The organism is Actinokineospora sp. (assembly GCF_052390155.1).
Lineage (GTDB): Bacteria > Actinomycetota > Actinomycetes > Mycobacteriales > Pseudonocardiaceae > Actinokineospora.
In genome coordinates this window covers 53556-79972 of record NZ_JBQTHF010000056.1, presented here as the reverse complement: position 1 = coordinate 79972, position 26417 = coordinate 53556, and the positions used below count along the sequence as shown (strand labels likewise).

The 26417-nt window shown below is 70.7% G+C and carries 32 protein-coding genes and 1 tRNA gene; 17 read left to right on the top strand and 16 right to left on the bottom strand.

Annotated features, from left to right (window positions below):
* Nucleotide 1 precedes the first annotated feature (1 nt).
* Nucleotides 2-820, top strand: coding sequence for a putative RNA methyltransferase (locus tag ACT4N7_RS19405; RefSeq protein WP_444830188.1), 819 nt, complete (start codon nt 2-4; stop codon nt 818-820).
* On the opposite strand, the gene ACT4N7_RS19400 is transcribed toward ACT4N7_RS19405, so the two are convergent.
* Nucleotides 817-1383, bottom strand: a complete 567-nt coding sequence (locus tag ACT4N7_RS19400) for a TIGR03086 family metal-binding protein (RefSeq protein ID WP_444830187.1) — start codon at nt 1381-1383, stop codon at nt 817-819. The genes ACT4N7_RS19405 and ACT4N7_RS19400 overlap by 4 nt on opposite strands.
* Nucleotides 1384-1458: 75 nt before the next feature.
* On the opposite strand from ACT4N7_RS19400, the gene ACT4N7_RS19395 reads away from it, so the two are divergent.
* Nucleotides 1459-2067 carry a TetR/AcrR family transcriptional regulator gene (locus ACT4N7_RS19395; RefSeq protein ID WP_444830186.1) on the top strand — a complete coding sequence of 203 codons (609 nt, stop codon included), beginning with the start codon at nt 1459-1461 and terminating at the stop codon, nt 2065-2067.
* Here ACT4N7_RS19395 and ACT4N7_RS19390 read toward each other — a convergent pair.
* Complete coding sequence (locus ACT4N7_RS19390; RefSeq protein ID WP_444830185.1) at nt 2064-3509, bottom strand: GAF domain-containing protein; 1446 nt, start codon at nt 3507-3509, stop codon at nt 2064-2066. The two genes, ACT4N7_RS19395 and ACT4N7_RS19390, sit on opposite strands and share 4 nt — an antisense overlap.
* Nucleotides 3510-3762: 253 nt before the next feature.
* On the opposite strand from ACT4N7_RS19390, the gene trxA reads away from it, so the two are divergent.
* A complete protein-coding gene (gene trxA, locus ACT4N7_RS19385; protein ID WP_444830184.1) occupies nt 3763-4128 on the top strand; it encodes a thioredoxin in 366 nt (121 codons plus the stop codon).
* Between the two features lie 139 nt (nt 4129-4267).
* On the opposite strand, the gene ACT4N7_RS19380 is transcribed toward trxA, so the two are convergent.
* Nucleotides 4268-4675: a histone-like nucleoid-structuring protein Lsr2 gene (locus ACT4N7_RS19380; protein WP_444830183.1), complete on the bottom strand. Its 408-nt coding sequence runs from the start codon at nt 4673-4675 to the stop codon at nt 4268-4270.
* A 145-nt stretch (nt 4676-4820) separates the two neighbouring features.
* On the bottom strand, nt 4821-6032 hold the full coding sequence (locus ACT4N7_RS19375; RefSeq protein ID WP_444830182.1) for a hypothetical protein: 1212 nt from the start codon (nt 6030-6032) through the stop codon (nt 4821-4823).
* 160 nt (nt 6033-6192) lie between these two features.
* On the opposite strand from ACT4N7_RS19375, the gene ACT4N7_RS19370 reads away from it, so the two are divergent.
* On the top strand, nt 6193-8454 hold the full coding sequence (locus ACT4N7_RS19370; protein ID WP_444830181.1) for a 2OG-Fe(II) oxygenase: 2262 nt from the start codon (nt 6193-6195) through the stop codon (nt 8452-8454).
* Between the two features lie 272 nt (nt 8455-8726).
* Here ACT4N7_RS19370 and ACT4N7_RS19365 read toward each other — a convergent pair whose 3' ends face one another.
* The 7 genes from ACT4N7_RS19365 to ACT4N7_RS19335 all read right to left on the bottom strand — a co-directional run bounded on the left by ACT4N7_RS19365 (nt 8727) and on the right by ACT4N7_RS19335 (nt 13467).
* Nucleotides 8727-9104 (bottom strand): MerR family transcriptional regulator, encoded by a 378-nt coding sequence (locus tag ACT4N7_RS19365; RefSeq protein WP_444830180.1) that lies wholly within the window; start codon nt 9102-9104, stop codon nt 8727-8729.
* Entirely contained in the window at nt 8993-9454 is a 462-nt protein-coding gene (locus ACT4N7_RS19360) for a hypothetical protein (RefSeq protein ID WP_444830330.1), read from the bottom strand. The genes ACT4N7_RS19365 and ACT4N7_RS19360 overlap by 112 nt, the downstream gene beginning before the upstream one ends.
* 169 nt (nt 9455-9623) lie before the next feature.
* A tRNA-Ala gene (locus ACT4N7_RS19355) sits at nt 9624-9696 on the bottom strand.
* 54 nt (nt 9697-9750) lie between these two features.
* Nucleotides 9751-10491 (bottom strand): divisome protein SepX/GlpR, encoded by a 741-nt coding sequence (sepX, locus tag ACT4N7_RS19350; protein ID WP_444830179.1) that lies wholly within the window; start codon nt 10489-10491, stop codon nt 9751-9753.
* A 177-nt stretch (nt 10492-10668) separates the two neighbouring features.
* Nucleotides 10669-11322 (bottom strand): GNAT family N-acetyltransferase, encoded by a 654-nt coding sequence (locus tag ACT4N7_RS19345; protein ID WP_444830178.1) that lies wholly within the window; start codon nt 11320-11322, stop codon nt 10669-10671.
* The gene (gene glp, locus ACT4N7_RS19340) at nt 11315-12538 is read right to left on the bottom strand and encodes a molybdotransferase-like divisome protein Glp (RefSeq protein ID WP_444830177.1); all 1224 of its coding nucleotides are present in this window, start codon (nt 12536-12538) and stop codon (nt 11315-11317) included. The genes ACT4N7_RS19345 and glp overlap by 8 nt, the downstream gene beginning before the upstream one ends.
* 38 nt (nt 12539-12576) lie before the next feature.
* Nucleotides 12577-13467, bottom strand: a complete 891-nt coding sequence (locus ACT4N7_RS19335; RefSeq protein WP_444830176.1) for a UTP--glucose-1-phosphate uridylyltransferase — start codon at nt 13465-13467, stop codon at nt 12577-12579.
* Nucleotides 13468-13491: 24 nt separating this feature from the next.
* Between ACT4N7_RS19335 and ACT4N7_RS19330 the strand changes: the two genes are divergently transcribed.
* The 5 genes from ACT4N7_RS19330 (at nt 13492) to ACT4N7_RS19310 (ending at nt 15912) form a co-directional block, all read left to right on the top strand.
* A complete protein-coding gene (locus ACT4N7_RS19330) occupies nt 13492-14100 on the top strand; it encodes a 5-formyltetrahydrofolate cyclo-ligase (RefSeq protein ID WP_444830175.1) in 609 nt (202 codons plus the stop codon).
* A 101-nt stretch (nt 14101-14201) separates the two neighbouring features.
* On the top strand, nt 14202-14570 hold the full coding sequence (locus tag ACT4N7_RS19325; protein ID WP_444830174.1) for an FmdB family zinc ribbon protein: 369 nt from the start codon (nt 14202-14204) through the stop codon (nt 14568-14570).
* 115 nt (nt 14571-14685) lie between these two features.
* Nucleotides 14686-15300, top strand: coding sequence for an SAF domain-containing protein (locus ACT4N7_RS19320; protein WP_444830173.1), 615 nt, complete (start codon nt 14686-14688; stop codon nt 15298-15300).
* A 52-nt stretch (nt 15301-15352) separates the two neighbouring features.
* Nucleotides 15353-15751 carry a large-conductance mechanosensitive channel protein MscL gene (gene mscL / locus ACT4N7_RS19315; protein ID WP_444830172.1) on the top strand — a complete coding sequence of 133 codons (399 nt, stop codon included), beginning with the start codon at nt 15353-15355 and terminating at the stop codon, nt 15749-15751.
* A complete protein-coding gene (locus ACT4N7_RS19310; protein ID WP_444830171.1) occupies nt 15751-15912 on the top strand; it encodes a hypothetical protein in 162 nt (53 codons plus the stop codon). The genes mscL and ACT4N7_RS19310 overlap by 1 nt, the downstream gene beginning before the upstream one ends.
* Here ACT4N7_RS19310 and ACT4N7_RS19305 read toward each other — a convergent pair.
* Nucleotides 15909-16409: a MogA/MoaB family molybdenum cofactor biosynthesis protein gene (locus ACT4N7_RS19305; protein ID WP_444830170.1), complete on the bottom strand. Its 501-nt coding sequence runs from the start codon at nt 16407-16409 to the stop codon at nt 15909-15911. The genes ACT4N7_RS19310 and ACT4N7_RS19305 overlap by 4 nt on opposite strands.
* Before the next feature lie 133 nt (nt 16410-16542).
* Here ACT4N7_RS19305 and ACT4N7_RS19300 point away from each other — a divergent pair, with 133 nt between their 5' ends.
* Nucleotides 16543-17607 carry an NAD-dependent epimerase/dehydratase family protein gene (locus tag ACT4N7_RS19300; protein WP_444830169.1) on the top strand — a complete coding sequence of 355 codons (1065 nt, stop codon included), beginning with the start codon at nt 16543-16545 and terminating at the stop codon, nt 17605-17607.
* 167 nt (nt 17608-17774) lie between these two features.
* Here ACT4N7_RS19300 and ACT4N7_RS19295 read toward each other — a convergent pair whose 3' ends face one another.
* The 3 genes from ACT4N7_RS19295 to ACT4N7_RS19285 all read right to left on the bottom strand — a co-directional run bounded on the left by ACT4N7_RS19295 (nt 17775) and on the right by ACT4N7_RS19285 (nt 20957).
* Nucleotides 17775-18827, bottom strand: a complete 1053-nt coding sequence (locus tag ACT4N7_RS19295) for a sensor histidine kinase (RefSeq protein WP_444830318.1) — start codon at nt 18825-18827, stop codon at nt 17775-17777.
* Nucleotides 18828-18891: 64 nt separating this feature from the next.
* A complete protein-coding gene (locus tag ACT4N7_RS19290; RefSeq protein WP_444830168.1) occupies nt 18892-19584 on the bottom strand; it encodes a response regulator transcription factor in 693 nt (230 codons plus the stop codon).
* 11 nt (nt 19585-19595) lie between these two features.
* Nucleotides 19596-20957 carry a hypothetical protein gene (locus ACT4N7_RS19285; RefSeq protein WP_444830167.1) on the bottom strand — a complete coding sequence of 454 codons (1362 nt, stop codon included), beginning with the start codon at nt 20955-20957 and terminating at the stop codon, nt 19596-19598.
* A 216-nt stretch (nt 20958-21173) separates the two neighbouring features.
* Here ACT4N7_RS19285 and ACT4N7_RS19280 point away from each other — a divergent pair, with 216 nt between their 5' ends.
* Genes ACT4N7_RS19280 through ACT4N7_RS19260 form a run of 5 tightly spaced genes read left to right on the top strand, consistent with a single transcriptional unit; the run spans nt 21174 to nt 24631 of the window.
* Nucleotides 21174-21833 (top strand): glycosyltransferase family 2 protein, encoded by a 660-nt coding sequence (locus ACT4N7_RS19280; RefSeq protein ID WP_444830166.1) that lies wholly within the window; start codon nt 21174-21176, stop codon nt 21831-21833.
* The gene (locus ACT4N7_RS19275) at nt 21830-22513 is read left to right on the top strand and encodes a TIGR04282 family arsenosugar biosynthesis glycosyltransferase (RefSeq protein ID WP_444830165.1); all 684 of its coding nucleotides are present in this window, start codon (nt 21830-21832) and stop codon (nt 22511-22513) included. Before ACT4N7_RS19280 ends, ACT4N7_RS19275 begins: the two co-directional genes overlap by 4 nt.
* Complete coding sequence (locus ACT4N7_RS19270) at nt 22510-23133, top strand: methyltransferase domain-containing protein (RefSeq protein WP_444830164.1); 624 nt, start codon at nt 22510-22512, stop codon at nt 23131-23133. Before ACT4N7_RS19275 ends, ACT4N7_RS19270 begins: the two co-directional genes overlap by 4 nt.
* A complete protein-coding gene (locus ACT4N7_RS19265; RefSeq protein ID WP_444830163.1) occupies nt 23130-24224 on the top strand; it encodes a molybdopterin-dependent oxidoreductase in 1095 nt (364 codons plus the stop codon). The genes ACT4N7_RS19270 and ACT4N7_RS19265 overlap by 4 nt, the downstream gene beginning before the upstream one ends.
* Nucleotides 24221-24631, top strand: coding sequence for a hypothetical protein (locus ACT4N7_RS19260; protein WP_444830162.1), 411 nt, complete (start codon nt 24221-24223; stop codon nt 24629-24631). Before ACT4N7_RS19265 ends, ACT4N7_RS19260 begins: the two co-directional genes overlap by 4 nt.
* On the opposite strand, the gene ACT4N7_RS19255 is transcribed toward ACT4N7_RS19260, so the two are convergent.
* Nucleotides 24569-25054, bottom strand: coding sequence for a hypothetical protein (locus tag ACT4N7_RS19255; protein WP_444830161.1), 486 nt, complete (start codon nt 25052-25054; stop codon nt 24569-24571). The genes ACT4N7_RS19260 and ACT4N7_RS19255 overlap by 63 nt on opposite strands.
* Nucleotides 25055-25170: 116 nt before the next feature.
* On the opposite strand from ACT4N7_RS19255, the gene ACT4N7_RS19250 reads away from it, so the two are divergent.
* Both ACT4N7_RS19250 and ACT4N7_RS19245 read left to right on the top strand, forming a co-directional pair.
* Nucleotides 25171-26010 (top strand): helix-turn-helix domain-containing protein, encoded by an 840-nt coding sequence (locus tag ACT4N7_RS19250; protein WP_444830160.1) that lies wholly within the window; start codon nt 25171-25173, stop codon nt 26008-26010.
* Nucleotides 26011-26023: 13 nt separating this feature from the next.
* Nucleotides 26024-26344 (top strand): DUF397 domain-containing protein, encoded by a 321-nt coding sequence (locus ACT4N7_RS19245; protein ID WP_444830159.1) that lies wholly within the window; start codon nt 26024-26026, stop codon nt 26342-26344.
* Nucleotides 26345-26417 lie beyond the last annotated feature (73 nt).

Genomic DNA, 26417 nt, shown 5'->3' with positions numbered 1-26417 from the left:
CTTGCTCGCCGACGTCGTGCCCTACCTGGCCTGCCCGCAGTGCGCGGCCGACCTGACCGTCGACGGCGGCGCGCTGCGCTGCGCCAACCGGCACACGTTCGACGTCGCGCGGCAGGGGTACGTCAGCCTGCTGCGCGGCAGCGCCACCTTCACCGGCGACACGCCCGCGATGGTCGAGGCCCGCGCCGCGTTCCTCGGCGCGGGCCACTACGCGCCGATCGTGCGCGCGCTCGTTGACGCGGCCCTCCCCGGGCCGGGCTGCGTGATCGATGTCGGCGCCGGGGTCGGGCACTACCTGGCCGCGGTGCTCGACGCCCTGCCCGACCGGGTCGGCCTCGCGGTCGACGCGTCCAAGCACGCGATGCGCCGGGCGGCCCGGGCGCACCCGCGCCTCGGCGCCGCCGTGTGCGACGCCTGGCAGCCGCTGCCGGTGCGGCCGGGCTCGACGGGCCTGGCGCTCACCGTGTTCGCCCCGCGCAATCCGGCCGCGCTGCGCCGGGCGCTGCACCCCGATGGCACGCTGCTCGTGGTCGCCCCGACCGACCGGCATCTGGCCGAACTGGTGTCCACATTGGACTTGTTGGCCGTCGAGAAGGACAAGGCGGAGCGGATCGACGCCAAGCTCGCCCCGCACTTCACCCCGGTGCGCCGGGACGACTGCGAGTTCACCATGACCCTGCCGCACGCCGCCGTCGCGGCCCTGGTCGGCATGGGCCCCAACGCTTTCCACCGCACCGCCGACAGCGTTGGCGCACGCATCGCCGCCCTGCCCGCGCCGGTCACGGTGACCGGGTCGGTCACCGTGACCACCTATCGCTAGAGCGCCGACCAGACGGCCGAGCGGCCGGTCAGCGCGAGCAGCCGCTCGTGCGCGGGCGCGTCGTCCGCGACCGGCAGCCGGTCGGCGAACACGCCGTTCGGACCCCAGATGTTCGGGGAGTCCGGGAACATGGCCACCATCGCCAGCGCCGCCTCGGCGAGGTCGTCCTCGATCAGGACATCGATGCCCACGGCCGTGCCGATGTCCCAGCCGTGCACCAGGACGTCGGTGAAGTGGATGCCGAGCGCGACCGCCCCGGTGAAGGTGCCCAGCGCCATCTCGTACGGCACGGCGAGCGCGGTGCCGTCGGCGAACGCGGCGGTGAAGACGGCGGCCGACTCCCGGTAGTCCGCGCGCGGGTCGAGCCCCGGCGCGACCGGGGTCTCGGGGCGCCCGGCGAGCTTGTCGACCGTGCGGTGGTTGTTCTCGACCATGTGCTGGATGACGCCCCGCACCGTCCACTCGGTGCACGGCGTCGGCGCGTCGAGTTGCGCGTCATCTAGCCCGTCGATGATCGACCCGGTCGACTCGATCGCGCGCCGGTCCAATTCCCTGATGTCCATGAGCCCTCTCCATAAAAGTACGAACGATCGGTCAAATAGTTCCAGATGACCGATCGTTCGTCTAGATTGGCCGCCATGGACGGTCGACTCGCCCGCGGCGCCGAGACGCGGCGCACGACGCTGCGCCGCGCCGCCGAGATCGCCTCCGTCGAGGGCCTCGACGGGCTGACGATCGGGCGGCTGGCGACCGAGCTGGCGCTGAGCAAGAGCGGGATCTTCGCGCATTTCGGCTCCAAGGAAGACTTGCAGCTCGCCACGATCGGCTACGCCGAGGGGATCTTCGTCGAGTGGGTCGTCGACCCGGCGCTGGCGGCCGAACGCGGGCTGCCCCGGCTGACCGCGCTGTGCGAGCGCTGGCTGGACTACTCCCGCGCCCGCGTGTTCCCGGGCGGCTGCTTCTTCGCCGCCGTCACCGCCGAGTTCGACGCCCGCGAGGGCCGCGTGCACGACGCGGTGCTGTTGCGCCGCCAGGGCTGGGTCGCACTGATGGAATCCCTGATCACCGACGCCGTCGAGCTGGGTGAGCTGCCCGCCGACACCGACGCCGGACAGCTCGCGTTCGAGTTGGACGCGCTCGTCAGGGCCGCCAACGCCCAGGCCGTGCTGACCAGCGAGGACACCGCCTACGACCGGGCACGCACCGGCATCAGCCACCGCCTGGGGGAACGCAGCGTGGCGACCTAACCAGCGGCCAGACGGGCGAGCCGGGTCTGGGCCATCGGGAGCCGGGCGTCCGCGCGGGGCAGCAGGCCGACGAGGGTCTCGTGCACCTCAAGGTCGTCCGCACCGTTCGGGCCCTGGGCGAAGGTCCACAGGTCGTCCGCGTCGCCGCCGTCGAGGATGGCTCGGCGGGCCGCGGCGACCAGGTCCTCGCGGTGTTCGCGCACCGACGGCGCGTCCGAGCGCGGCAGCAGCGGCCCCGCCTCCGCGACCTCGCGCAGCTTGCCCGCGCGCAGCAGCTCGGGCACCAGCAGGAAGTCGGCGGACACGTCGGCGGCCAGCCGGTAGGGCCTGGTCAGCACCACGCGGTCGCCGAGGGTGAGCCGCAGCCGGTGCACCTCGGCGCGGGCGGTCACCGGGTTGCCCGCGTCGCCGTAGAGGCCGAGGGCGAGTTGCTCGGCGGTCAGCCCGGCGGGGTGCAGCGCGAACAGCGTCAGGATCTCGGCGTGCCGCGGCGTCAGCGGCTGGTCGCGTCCGTCCACAGTGGCCACCGGGTGGGTGGCGCCGAGGAACGCCAGCGCCAGCCGCGGCCGCCGGGACCGCCGCGGCGGCTCCGTCGTGCGCAGCAGATAGCCCTCGGCGAGCGGTTCGATCACCGCGTCCCGACCGTCTGGAAGGGACAGTGGACCGCCGGAGACGTCCAGCCGCGCGGGCAGCGGACCGCAGGAGTCGGCGGCGATGACCCGGCCGGACGCGCTCAGCAGGGCACCCGCGGCGCCGCGCAGGCCGCGCAGGTGCGGCAGGTTGCGCTGGCGCAACTGTTCGTCGCGCGCGGTCATGCGCAGCCGCAACTGGCCTTCGGCGAGCTGCGCGGCCGCGGTGACCAGCGCGAGGGTCGCCGGGTGGCGGGTGCGCATCGGGCCGGTGACGTCGATCGCGCCGAACATGGCGCCCGTGTCGGGGTCGTGCACGGGCGCCGCCGCGCACGTCCAGGCGTGGTAGGCCCGCACCAGGTGCTCGGCGGAGTGGATCTGCACCGGCTTGTCGAGCGCGAGGGTGGTGCCCATGGCGTTGGTGCCGATGGCGTCCTCGCTCCACCGGGTGCCCTCCGACAGCCGCACCCGGTCGGCCAGCAGGCACACGTCGACCTGGCCTTCGCGCCACAGGATGTGCCCGTCGGCGTCGGTGACGATCATCAGGTGCATGGCTTCGTCGGCGATGCTGACCAGTGTGGACCGCAGCAGCGGCAGCACCTGGGCGAGCGGGTGGGCGCGGCGGATCTCGACGAGGTCGGCCTCGGCGTAGACGACGGGCGGGAGATTCGCGTCCGGGTCGACCCCGCCCGCGAGGGAGCGGCGCCACGACTCGGAAATGACAGCGCGCGGCGCGGCGGGGGCCGGGTCACCGCTGAGCACGGCCTCGTGTACGCGCTGCATCAGTCGCGCGTACTCAACCGGATCGGTCATCACCGTTGATGATGCGGCCGAATCGCCGATGGAGCAAGGCTGCAACGTGACTGCAACGTTGCCGTTCGTACCCTCGCGGGTATCCGGTCGCCCGCTCGTCGAGTGTGGCCACCGTGCAGGGCGTGTCCCGGTGTGGCCCCGGTTGGGGCGCACCGACCGGCCACACCGGGACACATCTTCCTGCCGTGGAATGTTTGCCGCGGCCCGTTCGTTGCATCGCTCGACAGCGCATGCCCCGGACTGAGGAGGCCACGTGGCGACGGTCGAGCTGACCACCGAGAACTTCGACGAGGTCGTGAACGGAGGCGGCACCGTTATCGTCGATTTCTGGGCGGCGTGGTGCGGTCCGTGCAGGCAGTTCGCGCCGACCTTCGAGAAGGCGTCGGAGAAGCACGGCGAGGTCGTGTTCGCCAAGGTCGACACGGAGGCGCAGCAGCAGTTGGCGCAGGCGTTCGGGATCTCGTCCATCCCGACCGTGATGGCCGTGCGCGAGGGCGTGGTGCTGTATTCACAGCCCGGCGCGCTGCCGGCCGCGGCGTTGGATGATCTGATCACCCAGGTCCAGGCGGCGGACATGGACGAGGTCCGCGCCAAGGTGGCGGCGCAGAACAAGCAGTAGTCCCGTGGTCGCGGAATGGCTTCCGCGGCGTCCTGGTCGGCGCCGCGGAAGCCATTCGCGCGTTTGGGCCGCTCCCCGCGTTCATTGCGGGCCGATCGGATTCGACGTCGGCCGGGCCGACGTCGAGGCGAAGAATGGGTCAGCCCGAAAACGAGGCCGTCTTCGGCTTCCCGTTGGTCTTGCTCTTGCTCGCGTGGGCGTCCTCGAAGGCGTCCACGATCGCCGCGGGGATGCGTCCGCGCTCGGAGATGTCGTGCCCGTTCTGCTTCGCCCAATCGCGAATGGCCTTCGTCTGCTCCTTGCCGCGCCCCTCGCTGACAGCGGGCTTGGCCACTTGGGCCACAACGCCGACCCGCTTGATCCGCCCGCCGGTGCGCCGCGCCGCTTCGACGAACTCGGTCAGCTCGTCGCGCAGCCGATTGGCATTGGCGCCGTTCAGGTCGATCTCGTAGTGCACGCCGTCCAGACTGAACTCGACCGAGCGAATGTCGTCGCCGGTCGACCCGTCGAGGTCGTCGAAGAGCTGAACGATGGTCTTCTGAGCCATTAGACACCTCCTTGAACCCCATGTGGCCATTTATCCCCTCCCACATTAGAGCCGCACCCCCCACACTCCCAAACCGCCCCAGGAAACCCGAATGCCCGCCCACCGCTTCGGACGCAGCCGCGGGAGAACGAAGAGCGGTTCCGCTTTACCGGGTGGTGCGGAGAAGTTCGCCAAGGCGTTCGCCGATGATCGAGACACTGGGCACCGGTTCGCGGTCGAAGTAGGGCTTCTTGCGGCGACGGAGCAGTTTCTCCCCGTCGCGCGACCACAAGAACCCGGGCTTGCGCAGAAGTGCGCGAAAGACCGGGTCGGCGCCGTCGGGGTGACGCTGTACCAGGCGGCGGATCGCCAGCGGCGAGACCGACTCGTCGTCGAGGTACTCGCGCAACTGGGCAAGGCGGGTTCGGTCACGAACCAGTGCGGGGTCGGCGAAGAGAGCATCGAGGTGACCGAAGTCGCGGTAGTAACAGAGTCCTTCGACCTCGTCGTAAATCACCGCGATGCTGTCGGCATCCAGCAGGTCGTCGGCCAATCGGCCCATGTCCCCGGGTGTCGGACCGGCGGTCTCGGGACTCTTGGCTGCCTTTCCGTCGAGACGTGCCGCCGCGATGTCCCGGAGGCGGCGGTAGTGCTCCCGCAACGTCTCCTGCGCCTCGTCCGGGGGCAGCACCACGAGGTCTGAGCCGACCTGAGCAATGAATGCCGCACGATGCTCGGCCTGCGTCTCCCAGCCCGCCTGGAGCGTGACCGGGTTGCGACGCAACAGTTCCGGGTGAGCGACAATCTGCCGGGCGGCGGTTTCGGCGACCTTGCGCCGAGCGGATTCGGGGAACGCGGCGAAATGCCCGCTGACCAGCCAGGCATCGGTCGCCGGGTGGACCGGCACTATCCGGCCTACGACGAACATCCCCTTGCGCAGCGTGGCGAACACCCCGCGGCCCATAGTGGAGTAGACGCGGTAGACGAGATCGTCAATGAGATTGTGGAGCTCGATGGCATCGCCGTCGAAGCGGCGGAACTCGAAGCACCCCTCGACGACATCGCGCCACCCGAGCATCATCTCTTTCTCGACATCCGATAGCGCCGGACGCCGCTGCGAGACAAACCGCTCGACGACGGTGCGCCCGTCGGAGCGGCGGTGTTGCAACGCGAAGTGGTCAACGGTGAGTACGGCCGTGGCCTCGTCCAGACGGCCGTGGCGACCGGCGGCATCGAACAGCAGCGCGTCCAGCACCCTCGCGAATCGAGGACTCTGGGCGAACGCCACCAGTTCGACCTTGAGGTCCCCGGCGCGGGCGATCAGATCATCGACCGCGGTGTCGTCACATGCGGAGCGATCGACATCTTGCGTAGTCATCACGCCAACGATACTTTGCCGCCGCCCCAACCGAACACGACATCCGCCAGCGTGGTGCGTGGCTGACCCGACCTGCCAGGGCGCGGGCCCGGTGCCTCCTGTCGCCCGCCACTACAGTCTGGCCGCGGAAGCGCAACCTGGCGAACGCGAGTGAGAACACATGGCGACGACGGCGCGAGAACGGCTGGCGCGGCTACTCGGCGACTCCGAGCCTGCCGGATCGTTCAGTGCTCATCTGCTGGCACCGGCCCGATTGCTCCAGCTTGAGGTCGCCGGTGTCGGACCAGTGAGCCTTCCGGTCCGCGCCCCCCTGGCGAAGAAGCTGATCGCGGTGGCGAGGTCCGCGAGGTTCGGGCGAGGGGAGCGGACGCTGACCGACACCAACGTCCGCGACACGTGGGAGCTCACTCCAGATCAGATCACGCTCGGCGGACCCAACTGGACGACGCTGATGAACGGCGCGTTGGAGCACTTTCGTGGCGAGCTCGGACTCCCGCAGACCACCCGCCTGCGGGCCGAGCCGCACTCGATGCTGGTATACGGCAAGGACCAGTTCTTCCTTCCGCACCAGGACTCGGCGAAGGACGACGCGATGGTGGGCACGCTGGTGGTGTCACTGCCTTCGGCGCACACCGGCGGTGAACTGGTCATCGACCACGCCGGGGAGAGCACCGCCTACCGGGCGTCGAAAGAGGACCTGACCTTCGTCGCGTTCTACGCCGACTGTCGTCATCAGGTCACGCCGGTCAGGTCCGGGTACCGGGTGACGCTCACGTTCAATCTGCTCGCCTGCACTGCGGCCTCGGCTCTGGAGGCCGGCCCGGCAACCGAGCTGGCGCAGTGTCTGACCGAGCACTTCGGGACGCCTGCCACCCCGCGATACGGGGGCCGGGACCTCGGCCTGCCGAACCGGCTGGTCTTCCTGCTCGACCACGAGTACACCCAGCGGGGCCTGAACTGGCGCCTGCTCAAGGGTGCCGACGCGGAGCGGGCCGCGCTGGTGCGCGCCGCTGCGGAGCAGGCCGGGTGCGAGACAGTGCTGGCCCTCGCCGAGGTGAAGGAGACCTGGGACGCCCTGCCGTCCGACGGCGACCCTTGGGACAACAACGGATACGACGAGGACGAGGACTGCCGCGACCCGAGTGCGGACCCCGACGACTACCAGCTCACTGAGCTGATCGACGACGAGGTCACCCTCGGCTGGTGGACCAGCCCGGACGGCACCGGCGGCGAGCCGATCTCGCTGCACCTCCCCGACCACGAGGTGTGTGCCGCCACCCCGAGCGTGCGCCTGGCGCCCTACCAGTCCGAGTACGAGGGCTACATGGGCAACTACGGAAACACGCTGGATCGGTGGTACCGGCGGGCCGCGGTTGTCGTGTGGCCGCGGGACAGGGCATTCGCCGCACGTGCCGAGGCCGGATCGCACTGGGCTCTCCACGATCTGCGCGACCGCATCGACGCCGGAGACCTGGCGGGCGCACGTGCCGCGGCGCAGTCGCTCGCGCCGTTCTGGAAGAAGATCGGTGCACAGGCGGGGCTGTTCAGTGCGACCCTGGACGTGGCGGAGGGCCTGGGCTCCGCTGGGACGGCGGCGATGCTGCTGGAGCCGTTCCGCGTGGCGACGGTCACGCTGGACCATGCGGACAGACTGGCGGCAGCGGCCGGGCGGTACGGCGAGGACTGGACACGGGATGTTGTCGACGGGTGGTTCGGGCAGGCGCACCGCTTCGGACCCGAGCTGTCCGAGTGGATCGACGACGGCCTGCCGGAGTTGTGCGCGGCGCTGCGTACCGCTGGGAGGCCGGAGGTGGCACGGCTATTGGCCGCCCGAGCCTGGCACTGGGTGGGTGGCCAGCTCCGGCTCTGGACTACCACCCTGCGATCCGAAGTCCGCCAACCGCAATTGGAGATGCTGAGCTCGCCATTGGTGCGGCTGCTGGAGGCGGCCGATGACAAGCTGTGCGACGAGATCACGGGAGGGCTGCGCGGGTGCGGGAACAACGTACTGGAGTGCCTGATGCCTGCGCTGCGTCTGGCGGGCGCGCGGCGCGCGGCGGGGCTCGGCGCGGTCGCGCGGGACTGCGCGGAGCGACTCGGCGCGATCATCGCGCGGCCGCTGCGCGACGAAGACGACTGGTCGATCGAATGGACCGGGTGCGGATGCGGCCTCTGCGACACGTTGGGGACGTTTCTCGGCTCACGGTCACGGCAGATCTTCGCGTGGCCGCTGGCGGCACGGGCGCAGACATGTGCACGCCCAGATCGACTCGGCGGGGCTGCCGGTGCGACACCAGACCAGGCGGCAGGGGCGGCCATTCACTCTGGTGCTGACGAAGACCGACGCGCTGCACACTCGCGCGACGAACGCGCGGCACCAGGCCGTGACCGACCTGGCGTGGCTGACGTCGACGCGGGGTGACGCACCGACACGGTCGTAAGGTGACGAAGCCCCCTTCACCAGCAGCTCACCGCTCAACTCCGCAACCTGGAGAACCTGATCAGCCTCGTCGTCGACGGCAACGGGTCCCGATCTGAGACGAAACCCAGGGCACCAACAACAGGAAACCAACTCGACCAACCCACGACTCCCGCCCGCACAGGTCAAATTCCGCCAGGTCTTCAGCGGCGTGCCGGGGTCTATCTCATGAACGGTGTTTCCGTAGGTTCGCGTTCGGATCGGTGAGGGGTCTGTCAGTGCGCTCGCGCGTGGCTTTCTTCCACTGAGCGGCCGCGCTGTCGCCCTTCGATGATCGCCCGGAATCGGGAGCATTTCATGGGCTCGCCGGCCGGGCATTGCCTGCCGTGTTCGAGTGCGGCGCGGGCCACCTCGATACGGTGTTGCTGCTCGGTCAGTTCGGCCAGCTTATGATCGATCATTCCCCGTCGGTCTTGCCGCTCGCCCGCGAGGAAGCGGCCGATCTCCGCCAGCGAGAATCCGATCTCGCGGAAGAAGCGGATCACGCTGACGTCCGTGACGGCCGACGCGGCATAACGCCGTCGTCCCGCCACCCGCGCCGTCGGCCGCACCAAGCCGAGTTCGTCGTAGTACCGCAGCGCGCTCGTCGGCACGCCGGTACGTTCGGGAAGACAACTTGCTTGACCTCGGTACTGATGAGATGCCACCCAGCGCCAAAGCCAAGATCAAGCGGAAGCTTCACGACATCGAGCAGCAGCGCCAGCACCTCACCGAACGGCTGACCGAGACCAGCGAAGACATCTCCGTCGCCGCGCACCTTGTCGAGCTGTGCCTCACGCTTCTGGAAGATCCACAGGCCCTCTACCGCCGATGTGACGACGAGCAGCGACGCCTGCTCAACCAAGCCCTCTTCCACGGCCTGTACGTGGAGAACGACCGCATCGCCGATCACGAGCTGCGTCAGCCGTTCGCCCAGCTTCACGCCATCCAGAAGGGCCATCACGAGACGGAGTCCGCAGGCGACAAGCCAGACCCAGGAACGTCGACAACCGAACCTCAAGACGACAGCAGGGCCACCCCGGTTTCCGGGAGTGGCCCTGCTTCGTACTACGAGATCTCCGGCCTACTCACTGGCATGGATTTGGCCCAGTGTTCTAGTAAGCCTTCTAACGTGGAGCTGAGGGGATTCGAACCCCTGACCCCCTCGATGCGAACGAGGTGCGCTACCAACTGCGCTACAGCCCCGATGTGGTGCTGGCGAAGCTTATCAGCGGCCATCACCACCCGGTGAGCCGGGGGCTACTCCCCCACGGCCTGCCGGTACGGCAGGTTTCCCGGGTCGCCGAGTTCGTCGAACCAGGGGTCTTCGTCGTCTATGTCGACCACCACGGCGCCGGGGTGAGCCACTCTCGGCGGCGCGGTGACGCGGGCCGTGGGCACTTCTTCCTCGGCGTAGGGGTGTTCGACCGGGCGGGCGTGGGAGCGTCGGGCGGTGGACATGCGGGCGAGCCTGCGTTGCCGGATCTCCTCCTCGATGCGCACTTGCCTGCGCAGGTACGTGAGGTAGCCGACGAGGCCGATGTCGATGGCGCCGTGGGCCCACCAGACCGCGGGCACGGCGATGGCCGCGGTGACCGCTGTCGCGACGGCGGCGAGGATCATCAGCAGTACGACGCGTTGGCGGAAAGTGTATTTGGCGCGGGCGGCGCGGGCGGCGGCGTCGGGGTCGAATCCGCCGCGGCCGGGGCGGTAGCGGCGCTCGACGAGTGGTTCGTCGGTGTCGTCGGCGAGCTGGTGATCGTCTTCGAGTTCGTCGGCCACACCGTCGGCGTCGCGCATGGCGAAGTCCTCTCGGGCGTCGTCGGCCTCGTGGTGGAGGTCGGTGTCCTCGTGGTCGTGGCTGTCGCCGCTGCGCACGACGCGCGCGGCCAGCGTGGAGTCGGCCGTCCGGGCGATTTCCTGGCGCCTGCGCACGACCATCGGGACGAGGACGACGAGCCATGCCACCACTAGTGCGACCACGATCAATGAGCTCGGCATGTCCCGGCACCTCCCCCTGACGTTTCCCACACGCGACCTGCGTTCGCCACGTTAGTCACAACAGTCACACCCGTGGCGGAGGCGCGCCGACTGCGCTCACCCGTTCGGGTAGTTCGTCCGTCGACCGTTCTTCGTAACGGGTGTGATCGAACAAATACGCGGCGCTACCGGAAACCCTTACGGCAGGCTGGCTTTGCCCTCGGCGAGCAGTCGCGAGACGAGGCCAGCCGGAATGTCCTCTGTGGTCAGTGCGAGGCACAGGTGATCGCGCCAGTCGCCCGCGACGTCGAGGTAGCGGCGGAACACGCCTTCCTCGCGGAAGCCGAGTTTGCCGAGCACGCGCAGGCTGGCGAGGTTCTCCGGCCGGACGGTGGCCTCCACCCGGTGCAGCCCGGCCGAGGCGAAGCAGTGGTCGACGGTCAGCGCGACAGCCGCGGTGGCCACCCCGCCGCCGACCGCGTGCCCGGCGACCCAGTAGCCGACCCACGCCGAGCACAGCGAGCCGCGGACGATGTTGCCGACGGTGATCTGGCCCGCGAACCGGCCGTCGACGGTGATCACGAACGGCAGCGTCATCCCCCGCCGGGCCAGCGCGCGCAGCGTCGACCACTGCGCCGGCCATGCGAGGGACGCGTTGCGGTCGGTCCAGGGACCGGGCGCGGAGGGCTCCCAGTTCTCCAGGTGCGGCCGATCCCGCAGCCGGATGCGGCTCCACGCGCCGCCGTCGAGCAGACGGGGGCGCCGCAACTCGACCGTCCCGGCGGCGACCCGCAGCGGCCCGAGCCGGGCGGGCCAGCCGGGGTGTCTGCCCGCGGGCCCGCCGCTAGCCACGCTGGGCGAGGAAGCTGACCTGTACTTCCTCGCCGACCGGCACCTCGGTCGTCTCCTCGCCGATGAGCAGGAGGCAGTTGGCCTCGGCCAGCGACGAGAGCAGGTGCGAGCCGGACAGGCCGAGCGGCTGCACCAGGTACTCGCCGTTCGCCTCGTCGCGCAGGAGTTGGCCGCGGAGGAACCCGCGCCGGTCCTTGGTCGAGGTGACAGGCGAGAGCAGCCGCGCGGTGACCACGCGGCGGTGCGGGTTGCGCTTGCCCTGGGCGGCGCGGATGAGCGGGCGCACCATGACCTCGAACACCACCAGCGCGCTCATCGGGTTGCCGGGCAGCAGGAACGTCGGTACCGCGTCGGCCCCGAGCCTGCCGAACCCCTGGACCGAGCCGGGGTGCATGGCGACCCGGGTCATGTCGACGTCGCCGAGGTCGGCGATCGCGCTGCGCACCTCGTCGGCCAGCTCGCCGCCGACGCCGCCCGCGATCACCACGATCTCGGAGAGCAGCAGCCTGCTCTCCACCACCTCGCGCAAGCGTTTGACCTCGCTCGGCACGATGCCGACGCGGTTCACCTCGGCGCCCGCGTCGCGCGCGGCGGCGGCCAGGGCGTAGGAGTTGACGTCGTAGACCTGGCCCTGGCCGGGGGTGCGGTCGATGTCGACCAGTTCGTCGCCGAGGGAGATGATCGAGACCCGTGGCCGTGGGTAGACCAGCACCTTGGACCTGCCGACCGCGGCGAGCAGCCCGACCTGCGCCGAGCCGATCACCGAGCCGCGCCGCACGGCCACGTCGCCGGTCTGCACGTCCTCGCCGGTCCGGCGCACGAACGCGGCCGACGGCACCGGTTGGTGCACGGTGACCCGGGCGTGGTGGCCGTCGGTGTAGCCGGTGGGCAGCACCGCGTCGGCGAGGGTAGGCAGCGGCGCGCCGGTCGCGATGCGCACCGCCTGCCCCGGTTGCAGCCTGCGCGGCTGGCGGGAGCCGGACGCGATCTCGCCGACGACCGGCAGCAGCACCGGCTCCTCGCCCGCGGCCTGCGTGTCGACGCTGCGCACGGCGTAGCCGTCGACCGCCGCCTGGTCGAACCCGGGCAGCGCGCGCTCGGCCACGACCTCCTCGGCGCACAGCAGACCCTGCGCCTCGGAGATGGCGACCCGCACGGGGGCGGGCCGGACCGCGGCCGCCAGTGCCCTGGCGAGTTGCTCGTCGACAGACCTCATCCGGTTACCTTGTCATTCGCGCGCCGGTCGCGCGGGGCTCACGCGGTGCCGATCCGGGCCCGCAGCCACGTGTGCAGGTCAGGCCCATACTCAGGATGATCGAGGGCAAAGTCCACGGCGGCACGCAGGAAACCGCCAGGATTTCCCAGGTCGTGCCGTTCGCCGCGGTGGACGACAACGTGCACCGGGTGGCCCTCGGCGATGAGCAGGGCGATGGCATCGGTGAGTTGCAGCTCGCCGCCCGCGCCGGGGGTGATCCGCTTGAGCGCGTCGAAGATCGCCCGATCGAGCAGGTAGCGGCCCGCCGCGGCGAAGGTGGACGGGGCCTGGTCGGCGGGCGGCTTCTCCACCATGCCGTTGACTTTCTTGACGTCGGCGTCGTCGGTGTCCTCGACGTCGAACACGCCGTAGGCGGAGATCTGCTCGCGCGGGATGTCGAACGCGCAGAGCACCGTGCCGCCGAACTCGGCGCGGACGGCGGACATCCGGGTCAGCACGCCGTTGGGCAGGACGAGGTCGTCGGGCAGCAGCACCGCCACGGCCTCGTCGTCGCCGCGCAGGTTGCCCTCCGCGCAGCCCACGGCGTGCCCGAGGCCGAGTGCCTGCTCCTGGATCGCGGTCTCGACCGACAGCAGGCCGGGCGCCCGCCGGACCTTGTCGAGCAGGTGGGTCTTGCCGCGGTCGGCGAGGGTCCGCTCCAGTTCGGGCTGCGGGCGGAAGTACTCCGCGACCGCGTTCTTGCCGGGCGAGGTGACGATGATCAGGCGGGTCGCCCCGGCCTCGGCGGCCTCGGCGGCGACGTACTCGATGCCCGGTGTGTCCACGACAGGCAGCAGTTCCTTCGGCACGGCCTTGGTCGTGGGCAGGAACCGGGTGCCGAGGCCCGCTGCGGGGACGATGGCGGTGGTGAATGCGGTCGACACGCTCATGGACAGTCAGCCTAACCTCGTCATGTGGCCGGGCCTGGGAGTGATCTCGATGCGACTCGCGCGTGGACCAAGGACCAGTGGCGCAGGGCGCTGCTCGCGGAGCGGCGCCGAGTGCCCGCGAGCGTCCGATTCGCCGAGGCGATGCAGCTCACGGCGCTGTTGACCAGCGGCCGGGTGGTGCGTCGCGGGCAGACGCTGTGCGCGTACGTGCCGATCGGGTCGGAGCCGGGGTCGGTGCAGATGCTCGACGAGGTCGCCGACCATGGGGTGCGCGTCCTGCTGCCGATCGTCGCGGGCGCCGGGCCGCTCGACTGGGCGTGGTACGACGGGCGCGAGTACCTGCGGCCGGGACCGTTCGGACTGCGCCAGCCGATCGGCGAGCGGTTGGGCCAGGCCGCGCTGCGGATCGCCGACGTCGTGCTGGTGCCCGCGCTTGCCGTCGACCGGTCCGGCGTGCGACTGGGGCGCGGCGCGGGCTACTACGACCGGTCGCTGTCCATGGCCGCGCCAGACACCCCGCTGGTCGCGGTCGTGCGCGATCCAGAGTTGTTCGACCTGCTGCCCTCGGAGCCACACGACGTGCGGGTGACCGGGGTGCTGACGCCCGGTCGGGGCCTGTTGCGGCTGCCGTGATGTGAGTTTTGCCCTCGGTGTTTGCGCTCGGCGCGCGCGTTGGTCAGAATTGGGTTAGCACTCTGGTCGACCGAGTGCCAGGCTTCGAAAGGGAGCTATTCGTGCCCACGTACCAGTACGCCTGTACGGCTTGCGAGCACCGCTTCGAAGCGGTGCAGGCGTTCTCCGACGCGTCGCTGTCCGAGTGCCCGGAGTGCACCGGCAGACTGCGCAAGCTGTACGGCTCGGTCGGCGTGGTGTTCAAGGGCAGCGGCTTCTACCGCAACGACTCCCGCCCGGGCGAGAAGGTCAAGGCGGACGCGACGAGCATGGAGTCCTCGACGACCGCGAAGTCCACGGAGACGTCCAGCGGCGCCACGGAGAAATCCAGCGGCACCACGGAGAAGTCGGCCGCGCCGAAGAAGTCGGAGTCCGCCACGACCTCGACGCCAAGCTCGACGTCGACCTCGACCTCGGCCAAGGCGTCCTGAGCCGGACTTGTCCACATAGCCGCGAACTGTCCACAGCTCCGGCACACCGGGTTCCGCGGACCCGCTCCCCGCCCTAACGTCGAGTCGTCCGATATCTCGACCTGGGGAGCTTTCGATGCCCACACCGCTGTCGCCGCGCCTGCGCGGCCTGTTCGACGCGCTGCTCCGCGCGTTCACCCTGCGCCGCGTCGTCGCGACGGCGCTCGTCCTGCTCGCGGCGGCCCTCGCGCTGAGACCGGCGCCCGACTCCGTGCCGGTGCTCGTCGCGGCCCACGCGCTCGCGCCCGGCGTCGGCCTGTCGCCGTCCGACGTCCGCGTCGTGCGCGCGCCGCCGGACTTGCGACCGGAGTCCGCCCTGGTCGACCCGGCGGAGGTGTCCGGGCGGATGCTGGCGGGCGCCGCGGCCGAGGGCGAACCGATCACCGACGTGCGCCTGGTCGGTGCGGCGAACACCCGGCTGGCCACCGGTCCCGATGCCGCCGCGGTGCCCGTGCGGCTGGCCGATCCGGCGGTCGCGGGCTTGCTGCGCCCTGGCACCCGCGTCGACGTCGTCACCGCCGACCCACGCGGCCGGGAGCCGGTCGTACTGGCGCGCGACGCGGCCGTCGTCACGGTCCGAGCCGACGAGACGGGCCGGGGCAGCCTGGTGCTGCTCGCCCTGCCAAGGGAATCCGCGACACGGGTCGCGTCGGTCTCACTGGGACAGCCGGTAACGGTTACGCTCCGGTAGCCCGTTTGCCCAGGGCGGTTTGCTGCCGTCCCGCTTGCTAAGGAGTTCGCACGTGCTGAAGGGTTTCAAGGACTTCCTGATGCGCGGGAACGTCATCGATCTGGCCGTCGCCGTGATCATCGGCGCCGCGTTCACCACCATCGTGACGTCCTTCACCGACGGACTGGTCAAGCCATTGATCAACTCCATCGGCGGGTCGGATGCCGCGCAGGGACTGGGTTTCCGAATTCTCGGCGACAACCCGTCGACCTTCATGGACTTCGGCGCGGTGATCAACGCGGCGGTCAACTTCGCCATCGTGGCGGCGATCGTGTACTTCGTGATCGTGCTGCCGGTGAAGCACATCCAGGAGCGCCGCAAGCGGGGCCAAGAAGCGGGCCCGGCCGAGCCCACCGACGTCGAACTCCTCATCGAGATCCGCGACCTGCTGCGCCAGCAACAAAGCCGCTGATGAGCGAGGAGCCGCTGCCGGACGAGAAGCGCCGTGACCTGGACGCCATCTTCGGCGATGTCCTCCCGGACACCACGTCCGACGAACGCGACCCCTCGTCACCCGACGACAGTGCCGAGGACTGGTACCGGAGCAACCGTCCGCCCCATCATGGGGGCTAGTTGCCGTCCAAACCGGACAGTTCGCCGATGACGTAGGGAACCAGCGCGGTCAAGGTGGCCATGCCGTCGCGGACGGCGCTGCGGGAGCCCGCCAGGTTGACGATCAGCGTGCTGCCGGAGACCCCGACGAGGCCACGCGACACCCCCGCGTCGACCGAGCCCGCGGCCAGCCCGGACGAGCGCAGGGCCTCGGCGATGCCGGGGATCGGCCGGTCGAGCACGCCCTGGGTGGCGTCCGGGGTGACGTCGCGCGGGGAGACACCCGTGCCGCCGACGGTGACGACGAGGTCGGCCCCGCCGATCACCGCGGTGTTGAGCGCGTTGCGGATGGCGACGGTCTCCGCCTCGACCGGGACGATGCCGTCGACGATGAACCCGGCCTCTTCCAGCAATTCGGTCACCAGCGGTCCGACGTTGTCGTCGTACTCGCCGTGCGCCACTCGGTCATCCACGATCACGATGAGGGCTCGACCGAGCCGCTGCGCGCTGCGTTCCATGGGTCCAACCTAGCCGTCCGCGCCGATCGGGGTCGCCCTTGGTGAGGTGTGGCGGCCGAGGAAACCTGACGGATTTGTGACGGCCGGGTCACTCGGTGAGCGGGAGGCGTGGGGCCGCCATAGCGTCGAGGGCATGCGAGTACTGATCACCGGTGGCGCGGGTTTCGTCGGCTCCCATGTCGCGGACGAGCTGACCGGCCGCGGCCACGACGTCGTTCTGCTGGACAACCTGCTGCCCAAGGCGCACGGCACCGACGAGGCGCCACCCTGGACCGCCGCCCACCACCTCGTCCGCGGCGATGTGCGGGACGCGGATCTGCTGGCGGGTCTGCTGTCCGACGTGGACCTGGTGTGCCACCAGGCGGCGGTCGTGGGGCACGGGCTGGACCCGTCCGACGCGCCGGAGTACGCCTCGCACAACGATTACGGCACCGCGGTGCTGCTCGCCGCCATGCACCGCGCGGGCATCGGCAGGCTCGTCCTGGCGTCCTCGATGGTCGTTTACGGCGAAGGCCGCTACGAGTGTCCCGACCACGGCGTGGTCCGCCCGGCCCGCAGACGCCCAACTGACATCGACGCGGGCCGGTTCGAGCCGCCGTGCCCGGCGTGCGGGGCGGCCCTGGAGTCCCGGCTGGTGCCGGAGGACGCGCTGATCGACCCGCGCAGCACGTACGCGGCGACCAAGGCGGCGCAGGAGTACCTGGCGTCGGCGTGGGCGCGGCAGACCGATGGGCACGTGTGGGCGCTGCGGTACCACAACATCTACGGCCCCCGGATGCCGCGCGACACCCCGTACGCCGGGGTCGCGTCGCTGTTCCGCTCGGCCCTCGAACGCGGCGAGGCCCCCACCGTCCTGGAAGACGGCAACCAACGCCGCGACTTCGTCCACTCCACCGACGTCGCGCTGGCCAACGCCCTGGCGATCGAGACCGCGGGCGAACCCGGCGAACTGACCCCGGTCAACGTCTGCTCCGGCGAACCGCACACCGTCGGCGACCTGGCCCGCGAGCTCGCCCTCGCCTGCGCGGGCCCCGCGCCGGTCATCGCCGGGGGCGCCCGCGCCGCCGACGTCCGACACGTGGTCGCCGACCCGGCCATGGCCAGAAAACTCCTCGACTTCGAAGCACGAGTGGCCTTCGCCGACGGCATCAAGACCTTCGCCACAGCTCAACTGCGCGACCCCGTCACCCGCCCGTAGCCCGTCACCTTCCGACCCCGTCACCGGGACGAGGTATCCACATACCCCCGAACCATCCACAGCCCAAGCACCACAACCCCGAAATCCACCAGGAGCCGATAAGCTGGAGCAGGGCAGACCCCCCAAGGGAAGGGCGGGGGCTGCCCTGGGGCAGGCTGGGGTGTCGGTCAGACGGCGGCGAGCGGAAGCCGGACCTCGAAACGGCAGCCCCGCCCGTGGTTCTGCGCCGCGATCAGCCCGTGATGCGCCTCCACCAGGCCCTTCGCGATGGCCAGCCCCAGCCCGCCGCCCACGGGTTCGTCGCCTGCGGGGCTCGGCGTGCGGGCGGCGCTGCCGCGGAAGGCGACGTCGAATACTCGGGTCAGCTCGGCTTCGGGGATGCCGCCGCAGGCGTCGTCGACGGAGAGGACGGCGTGGGCGCCGTCGACGCCGATCTGGATGGCCACGGTGCCGTCGGGTGGGGTGTGGCGGATGGCGTTCGACACGAGGTTGCGCACGATGCGGGCCAGTTCCGGGTCGCTGCCCAGCACCACCGGCCAGGCCGCCGCGTTCGCAAGCACCGTGACGCGCTTGCGTTGGGCCACCGGCACTTGCCCGGACAGGGCATCACTCACGACGTCCTGCAAGGGCACCGCGGACAGCGTCAGCCGCAGGGCGCCCGCCGTGATCCGGGACAGTTCGAACAGGTCATCGACCATTGTGGACAGTCGGTGGGTCTCGCTGCCGATGCGGTTGGCGTAGCCGTTGACCTCGCGCGGCGACGACACCACGCCGTCGGCGAGGGCCTCGGCCATGGCCCGGATGCCTGCTAGTGGCGTGCGCAGATCGTGGCTGATCCAGGCTACGAGTTCGCGGCGCGACGCCTCGGCCGCCCGTTCGCGCTCGCGCGCCTCCCGCTCCCACACACTGCGGCGGGCGATGCGCCTGCCCAGGAACACCGCGACGGGCACGGTGACCAGCGCGACCAGCAGACACACCAGCAGCATCGTGGTCAGCGCGGTGGTGAACATGAACCCGCTGATGCCGACCACGCCCGCGACCATCGCGGCCACGGGGACCAGCACCAGCACCGTCATGGCGGTGGACAGCGATCCGTTGCGCAGCAAGTGCAACAGCACCGCGCCGAGCAGCACCACTGGCAGGACCAGCGCCAACGCGAACGGCAGGATGTCGACCAGATGCCGCAGCATCTGCCAGAAGGACTCACCGGAATCCAGCATCATCCACCCCCGTCACACCGAACGACGCCCGCCGGACGCCGCGACACCAGCCGGAAGTCGGGCATCATCCGCTCCGGTCGTACCGGTAGCCGACGCCCCATACCGTGGTGATACGGGTGGGCTTCGCCGGTATCCGCTCGATCTTCTCCCGCAACCGTCGCACGTGGACGGTCACTGTGGACTGATCGCCGAAGTTCCAGCCCCACACGCGATCCAGGAGCTGTTCGCGGGTGAACGCCTCGCCGGGGTGGCTCAGCAGGAACTCGATCAGGTCGAACTCGCGGCCGGTGAGGGAGAGGTCGGCGCCCGCGAGGCTGGCCTTGCGGGCGGCCGCGTCGAGCCGTAGGTCGCCGTCGACCAGGACGGTGGTGGCGGGTGGGGCGGCGGCGCGGGCGCGACGCAGGACGGAGGTGACGCGCAGGGCAAGTTCGCGCGGGCTGAACGGCTTGGTGACGTAGTCGTCGGCGCCGAGTTGCAGGCCGGCGATCCGGTTCTCCTCCTCGCCGAGCGCGGTGAGCATGACCACCGGGATCGAGCTGTGCTCCCGCAGCCTGCGGCACACCTCCAGCCCGTCGATGCCGGGCAGCATCAGGTCGAGCACCACCAGGTCGGGCTGGTGCTCGGCGATCCAGCGCAGCGCGTCCTCGCCGTTGTCGGCGAGCGCCACCTGGTGCCCGGCCCGCTCCAGATAGCGGCGCACCACGTCGGACACCGTGAGGTCGTCGTCCACGACGAGCACTCGGCCGGTCGGATCCATCCGCCCACCCCTCACCAGTTGGTCAGCAATAGATGATTCACCACAAGTGCGGTCGCGGCCTGTCCGGCGAGCCACCAGCGGTGCGATCGCACGGGTAGGAACGCCGCCGCGGCCACCAGCCACACCGCGAACGGCAGCCAGATCCGCTCGACCTCGGCCTTCGACAGCCCGGACAGGGTCGCGCCGAGCACAGCCACCACGGCACCGCCGATCAGCACCGATGTCGTGTTGGGCCAACGCAACCGGCGCAGCCCGGCCGCCGCGGCCGGGCCGACGGCGAGCACCAGGCACGCGAGATCGGCCCACACCCAGTACGCGTACGGCCGGTCGGAGGCGATGCCCTGGTAGTACCGCTCGACGATGAGGTGGTAGCCGTCGAGCCACCAGAAGCCCGCGAGGGCGAACACGGCGACAACGGCCAGCGCGCCCGGCACCGCCAGCGCCAGCGCGCGCCAGTTCCGCGCCGCGAGCAGCACGGCCAGCGCGATCGCGCCCATCAGCATCAGCCCATAGGACAGGAAGATCCCGTACCCGAGCACGACGCCCGCCGCGACACACCCGGCCGCACCAGCCCGCGAACCACGGCCAAGCGCGCGAGCACTGACCGCGAGCAGCGCGATGCCGGTCGCGGTGACGCCCGCGAACAGCGCGTCGGCGGACACGCCCATCCACACCGCGCCGGGGAACAGCGCGACGAACGGCAGCGCGGCCCGCGCGCGCTCGGGGTCGCCCAGCGCGGACACCGTCACCGGCACGGCGACAGCGACCAGCGCGCCGACGAGCACGCACAGCACCGCCGCCCACGAGCCGCCGCCGAGGCCGAGTCGGTCGAGCCAGACGAACACCAGGGTGGCGCCGGGCGGGTGGCCCGCCACGTGGGTGATCCAGGAGTCCGGCTGGAAATCAAGGATGCGGTCGGCAAAAGTCCGCAGCAGCACAGGAATGTCGGTGATCCCGGGGACGGCGCTCAGGTATTCGTCCTGCGAGGTGAGCTGTCCGGCGACGCCGCGGCTCCAGCCGTCGATCATGGCGAGGGCGAACGTCCACGCCACAGCGAGCCCGTAGGCGGCGGCCAGCGCCCCGCGCCACGGCAGGCGAACGGCCAGGGTGGGCCCCCACGCGACCGTGGCGACCGCGACGAGCACGGCGATCGGCGTCCCGACGCCGACGTGCGGCAGCCACTCGCCCAGCACGGGCCATTCGCCGAAAGTCGATGGCGCGCCGGGGAAGTGGGCGTCGCCGGTGAGCCGGATGTCGAACACCCAGCCGACCACGGCGGCGAGCGCGACCAGGCCGAGGGCGAGTCCGGCGGCGATCAGGTCGGCGCGGTGCGCGGACGTGCGCGGGCGCGGCGGTGAGAGCAAGGGCACCACCGGAACCTAGCCGAGCCGGGGTGCTGGGCGCGGACGGGCGCCGGGGTCGTCAGCACTCCGTAAGGTGCCGGGGCCGCGCGATCGTAGTGGTCCCGCGCGATCTCCGCCGGATGGGACCCTGGATCGGTCAGAAGTTCGTAACACTTATGACAGCGTCACTCTTTGGTAAGCGCGCCAACACTTTCCGAGTGTCCACGGCGGACTTAGGTTAGTCCCATGGATCTGCGACAGGTGGATGTGGTGCTGCCCTGCCTCGACGAGGCGGCGGCGCTGCCCGGGGTGTTGGCGGCGCTCCCGACGGGGTATAGAGCAATCGTGGTGGACAACGGATCAGTGGACGGCTCACCGGAGGTGGCCGCCGCGCACGGCGCGACCGTGGTGCACGAGTCGCGCAAGGGCTACGGCGCCGCGGTGCACACCGGTTTGGAGCACGCCACGGCCGACGTCGTGTGCTTCCTCGACGCGGACGGCTCACTGGATCCGGGCGAGTTGCCCGCGCTGGTGGCCGCGCTGGCGGGCGGGCGGACGAAGCTCGCCGTGGGCAAGCGCGTGCCGGTCGGCCGGGGCGCGTGGCCGTGGCACGCGCGGGCGGGCAACGCCGTGCTGGCCGCACTGTTGCGCAGACGCGGGCTGCCGGTGTCCGACATCGCGCCCGCGCGGGCGGTGCGCCGCACCGATCTGCTCGATCTCGGCGTGCGCGATCGCGCCTTCGGCTACCCGCTGGAGCTGCTGATCCGCGCGGCGGAGGCGAAGTGGTCGGTGGTCGAGTTGGACGTCGCCTACCGGCCGCGCGCGGCGGGCACGAAGTCGAAGGTGTCGGGGTCGGTGCGCGGCACGCTGCGCGCGGTGCGCGACATGGCGGGGGTGCTGCGATGACGTGCCTGCTGGTGGTTGCGAAAGCACCGGTGGCCGGGCTCGCGAAGACGCGGCTGAGCCCGCCCGCCACGCCCGCGCAGGCGGCCGGGATCGCGGCGGCGGCGCTGCTGGACACCCTCGACGCGGTGCTCGCCACCCCGGGCGTGCTGCCGGTGGTCGCCATGACCGGGGCACTGTGCACAGCGGAACGCGGGCCGGAACTGGCCGACCTGCTCGCCCGGTGCGCGGTGTTTCCCCAGCGGGGCGACGGTTTCCCGGAGCGGTTGGCCGCCGCGCACGCCGATCTGGCGGCGCGGTTCCCGGGCCGCCCGGTGTTGCAGATCGGCATGGACACCCCGCAGGTCAGCCCCGACCTGCTGCGCGAGTCGGTCGACCGGCTGCTCGACCCGGGCATCGACGCGACCCTGGGGCTGGCCGAGGACGGTGGGTGGTGGGCTCTCGGGCTGCGTGACCCGGCGCGGGCCGACCTGCTGCGGATGGTGCCGACGTCACGGTCCGACACTGGCGTTCGCACACTCTCGACGTTGCGGGACAACGGTTTGCAGGTGGGACAACTACCCGAGTTGTCCGATGTGGACACTATGGCGGACGCGCTGCGGGTGGCGGCCCAGGCGCCCTACGGCCGATTCGCGCACGCCGTCGCCGCGCTCGGCACCTCGTACACGGGGGCCACGCGATGACCGGCACCGATCTCTTCGAGCCCGGCCTGCTCGGTCGGGAGTGCTGGCTGGAACTGGCCAGCGGCGAGTGCATCACGCTGCCGGTCGACCGCTGGGGCAACACCCCGGGGGCGGGCGACGCGCTGTTGCTGGACCACTGCTGGGGTCCGACGCTCGATGTCGGCTGCGGGCCGGGCAGGCTCACCGCCGCGCTGGCCGAGCGCGGGGTGGCCGCGCTCGGCGTGGACACCTCGCCGATCGCGGTCGCGCTGACCCGGTCGCGCGGCGCCGCCGCCCTGCACCGCGACGTGTTCGAGCCGCTGCCCGGCGAGGGCCGGTGGCGGCACGTACTGCTGGCCGATGGCAACGTCGGCATCGGTGGCAACCCGGTGCGGCTGCTGCACAGGATGCGGGAATTGTTGTCCCCCAATGGAAGCGCGTTGGTCGAGGCGGACGAGCCGGGGTGTGGGATGCGGCCGTCGCGAGCGCGGGTGATCCGGGAGTCCGGCAGCGGACCGTGGTTCGACTGGGCACAGCTCGGCGCGGACGCGATCCCGCAAGCGGCGGCGGAGGCGGGGATGGCAGTGCGCTGGATACGGGAACACCTTGGCCGCTGGTTCACGGAGTTGGTGCCCGCATGAAACTCCCCGAGGTCAAGACTCCTGAGTTCGCCGCCCCGGCGCACGACGAGCGCGTCACCTCCCGGGTCGGCCGGTGGCTCGGCATCGCGTTCGGGATCTGCTTCCTGACCGGGCTGCTGAGCCACGGCATCCAGTACCCGCCGTCGTGGTTCTTCTGGCCGAGCAGCCCGGCGTGGCTCTACCGGATCACCCAGGGCCTGCACGTGATCACCGGGATCGCGTCGGTTCCGTTGCTGCTGGCCAAGTTGTGGAGTGTCTACCCGAAGCTGTTCGAGCGCCCGCTGGTGAAGTCGCCGCTGCACGCGCTGGAGCGCGGGTCGATCCTGGTGCTGTCCGGGGCGGCGTTCTTCGAACTGGTAACGGGAATCTTCAACGTCGCCCAGAACTACCTGTGGGGCTTCTACTTCCCGACCGCGCACTACGCGGTCGCGTGGATCGCGATCGGCTCGATCCTGGTGCACATCGCGGTGAAGCTGCCGATCATCCGGCGCGGCCTCACCACCGAGGTGGACGAGTCGCGGCGCACGTTCCTGCGCACCACCTGGCTCGCCTCCGGCGTGGCCGTGGTGGCGACGGCGGGTGCCACGGTTCCGTTCCTGCGCGACGTTTCCGCGCTGGCGTGGCGGTCCAGCGGTGGGCCGCAGGGCCTGCCGGTGAACCGGACCGCGCAGGCGGCCGGGGTGACGGTGCCCGCCCAGTGGCGGCTCGAAGTTGTTGCGGCGTCGGGCATGCGGCAGTTCACCCTCGACGAGTTGGCCGCTTTGCCGCAGGCGACCGAAGAACTCCCGATCGCGTGCGTGGAGGGCTGGAGCGCGTCCGCCCGGTGGACCGGCGTGCGCGTCACCGACCTGTTGCGCGCGGTCGGCGCGACTCCCGGCGCGGAGGTGCGGGTGGAGTCGCTGGAGCGCGACGGGCTCTACCGGGCGAGCACGCTGCCGGGCGAACACACCGAGAATCCCGCGACGCTGCTTGCGTTGCGGGTCAACGGCGAGGTGCTCTCGGCGGATCACGGGTTCCCGTGCCGGATCATCGCCCCGAACCGACCCGGTGTGCTGCAGACGAAATGGGTGTCACGGTTGGAGGTCCGATGAGGACGGTGCGGGCACTGTTCGCGGTGGCCGGGCTGGCCGCGCTCGCCTGGGGCGGGCTGCTGGCCTTCGAGTTCGCCACCGGTTCCTTCCGCGACGCCTGGCAGGGCGCGGCGTGGCTGGTGGGCGGGCCGGTGATCCACGACGCCGTGGTGGCGCCGATCGTCGGTGTGATCGGCCTGCTCATCGCCCGCCACCTGCCGCCGCCCTGGCAGGCGCCGGTCGCGGTGGGCGCGGTGTCCAGCGGGGTGTTGGTGCTGCTGGCGATTCCCCTGCTGTGGCAACCATTCGGCGTGCCGGTCAACCCCGGCCTGCATGACCGGAACTACTGGCTCGGCCTGGGCATCTCACTGGCTGTCGTCTGGGTAGGTGTAGCTGTGGGTGGGCTGATACGTACCCGACGCGTCTGAGCTGACGACAAGCCGGTCGCGGCAGGGGCCGAACAGAGCGCAGAACGCCACCGCGCCCGGGTCGAGTTCGCGCGCTTCGCCTTCCAGGGACACGAGAATCTCCTCGAAGCGGTCGTGGGACAGCGGCAGGATCATGGTTCCGGCGTAGTGCTGGTCGCAGCCGCCGAGCACGCCCACCGAGGTGATTTCCACCGCTTCGGTGATCCGGCCCTGGATCTCGGCGCGGAGCCGCCGCGCGCGCAGGGTCGAGATCGGCGCGTCCTCGGACAGGTCGAGCCCGCCGAAACTCCACGCGTACTGCCAGTGGTCGACCTCGGTTGTCGACCCGGACCAGTCTGGGCGGTGGTTGAACAGGGCCGGGATGGGGGCCTCGACAAGCGCGTGCGTCGGGGCGTCGGGGGCTGTCGTGCGGATGGTCTCCATGCCGATCGAGTATCCGGGTGGACAACCGCGACTCACCGGTACCGATCCGCACACGCAAAGTACGCACTGTGCGTGTGGATGATATGGGTAATCATTCGCACACAGGAGGTAGTCGGATGGCAGTCGTACCGCCGTTCCGCCGCAGGCGTCTCGGCCGCAGGCTCCGCGAACTGCGCGAGAGCAGGCACCTGACCATGGAGGAGGCCGCCGAGGGACTGGAGATGACCAGACCCACGCTGAGCAGGCTGGAATCGGGCCACGCCAAGGTGAACATCCACCTGGCGAAGTCCATGATGGACCTGTATGACTGCTACGACGAAGAGCTGATGGAGCAGGTCCGCCGGGCCGCGCCGCCGGGCTGGTGGACCAAGTTCGGCATCAACGATCGCGGCTACATCGGCATGGAGACCGAGGCGTCCCATGTCTACGAGTTCAGCCTGATCAATGTGCCCGGCCTGCTCCAGACCACGGACTACATGAAGGCCCTACTCGCCGCCGGTCGCGTGGACCGGACTGTCAAGGAGTTCGGCAATCAGGTCGCCGCGCGACTGATCCGGCAGAAGCGGCTCACCGACGAGACCTTCCCGCTCAACCTGACCGCCGTGATCGACGAGGCGGTGCTGCGCAGGCGGGTAGGCGGGCCCAAGGTGATGCGAGCGCAACTCATGCACCTGATCGAGCGCAGCGCGCTGCCCACAGTCACCTTGCAGGTGTTGCCGAACGACCTGGGAGCCCATGTCGGGATGGACGGGGCGTTCATTGTGCTGAGCTTCCCTGAAGCGGAAGACCCCGACATCACCTTCGTCGCCTATCCGACTGGTGCCGCGCACATCGAGCGGGCCACCGAGGTCCGCGAGACTAGACTGGGATTCGATCAGTTGCGCTCGATGGCGCTGAGCCCAGCGGACTCGGTGGCCTACATCGAAGGTGTGGCGAGCGAGTATCGAACCAAGTGAAAGAGGCGATCGGATGGCGACGGCGAACTTCTCCGGCGCGGTGTGGCGCAAGAGCAGCCGCAGCGGACAGGGCAACAACGACGCGTGCGTCGAGGTCGCGTTCGTCGGATGGCATAAGAGCAGCCGCAGCGGACAAGGCGTCAACGGCAACTGCGTGGAGGTCGCGTTTGCCGAGTGGCACAAGAGCACTCACAGCGGACAGGGCAGCAACAACGCCTGTGTCGAGGTGGCCGTCAACGCCGAGGCCGTGGGGGTCCGGGACTCCAAGAACCCCACCGCCCCCCACCTCACCTTCCCCGGCGACGCCTGGCACCACTTCCTCGCCCACAACTGACCCACGACCCGCCCAGCACATACGCCAGAGAGCACGCCGGATCATGATGGGCATCGTTGTAGTGGTGCCATTG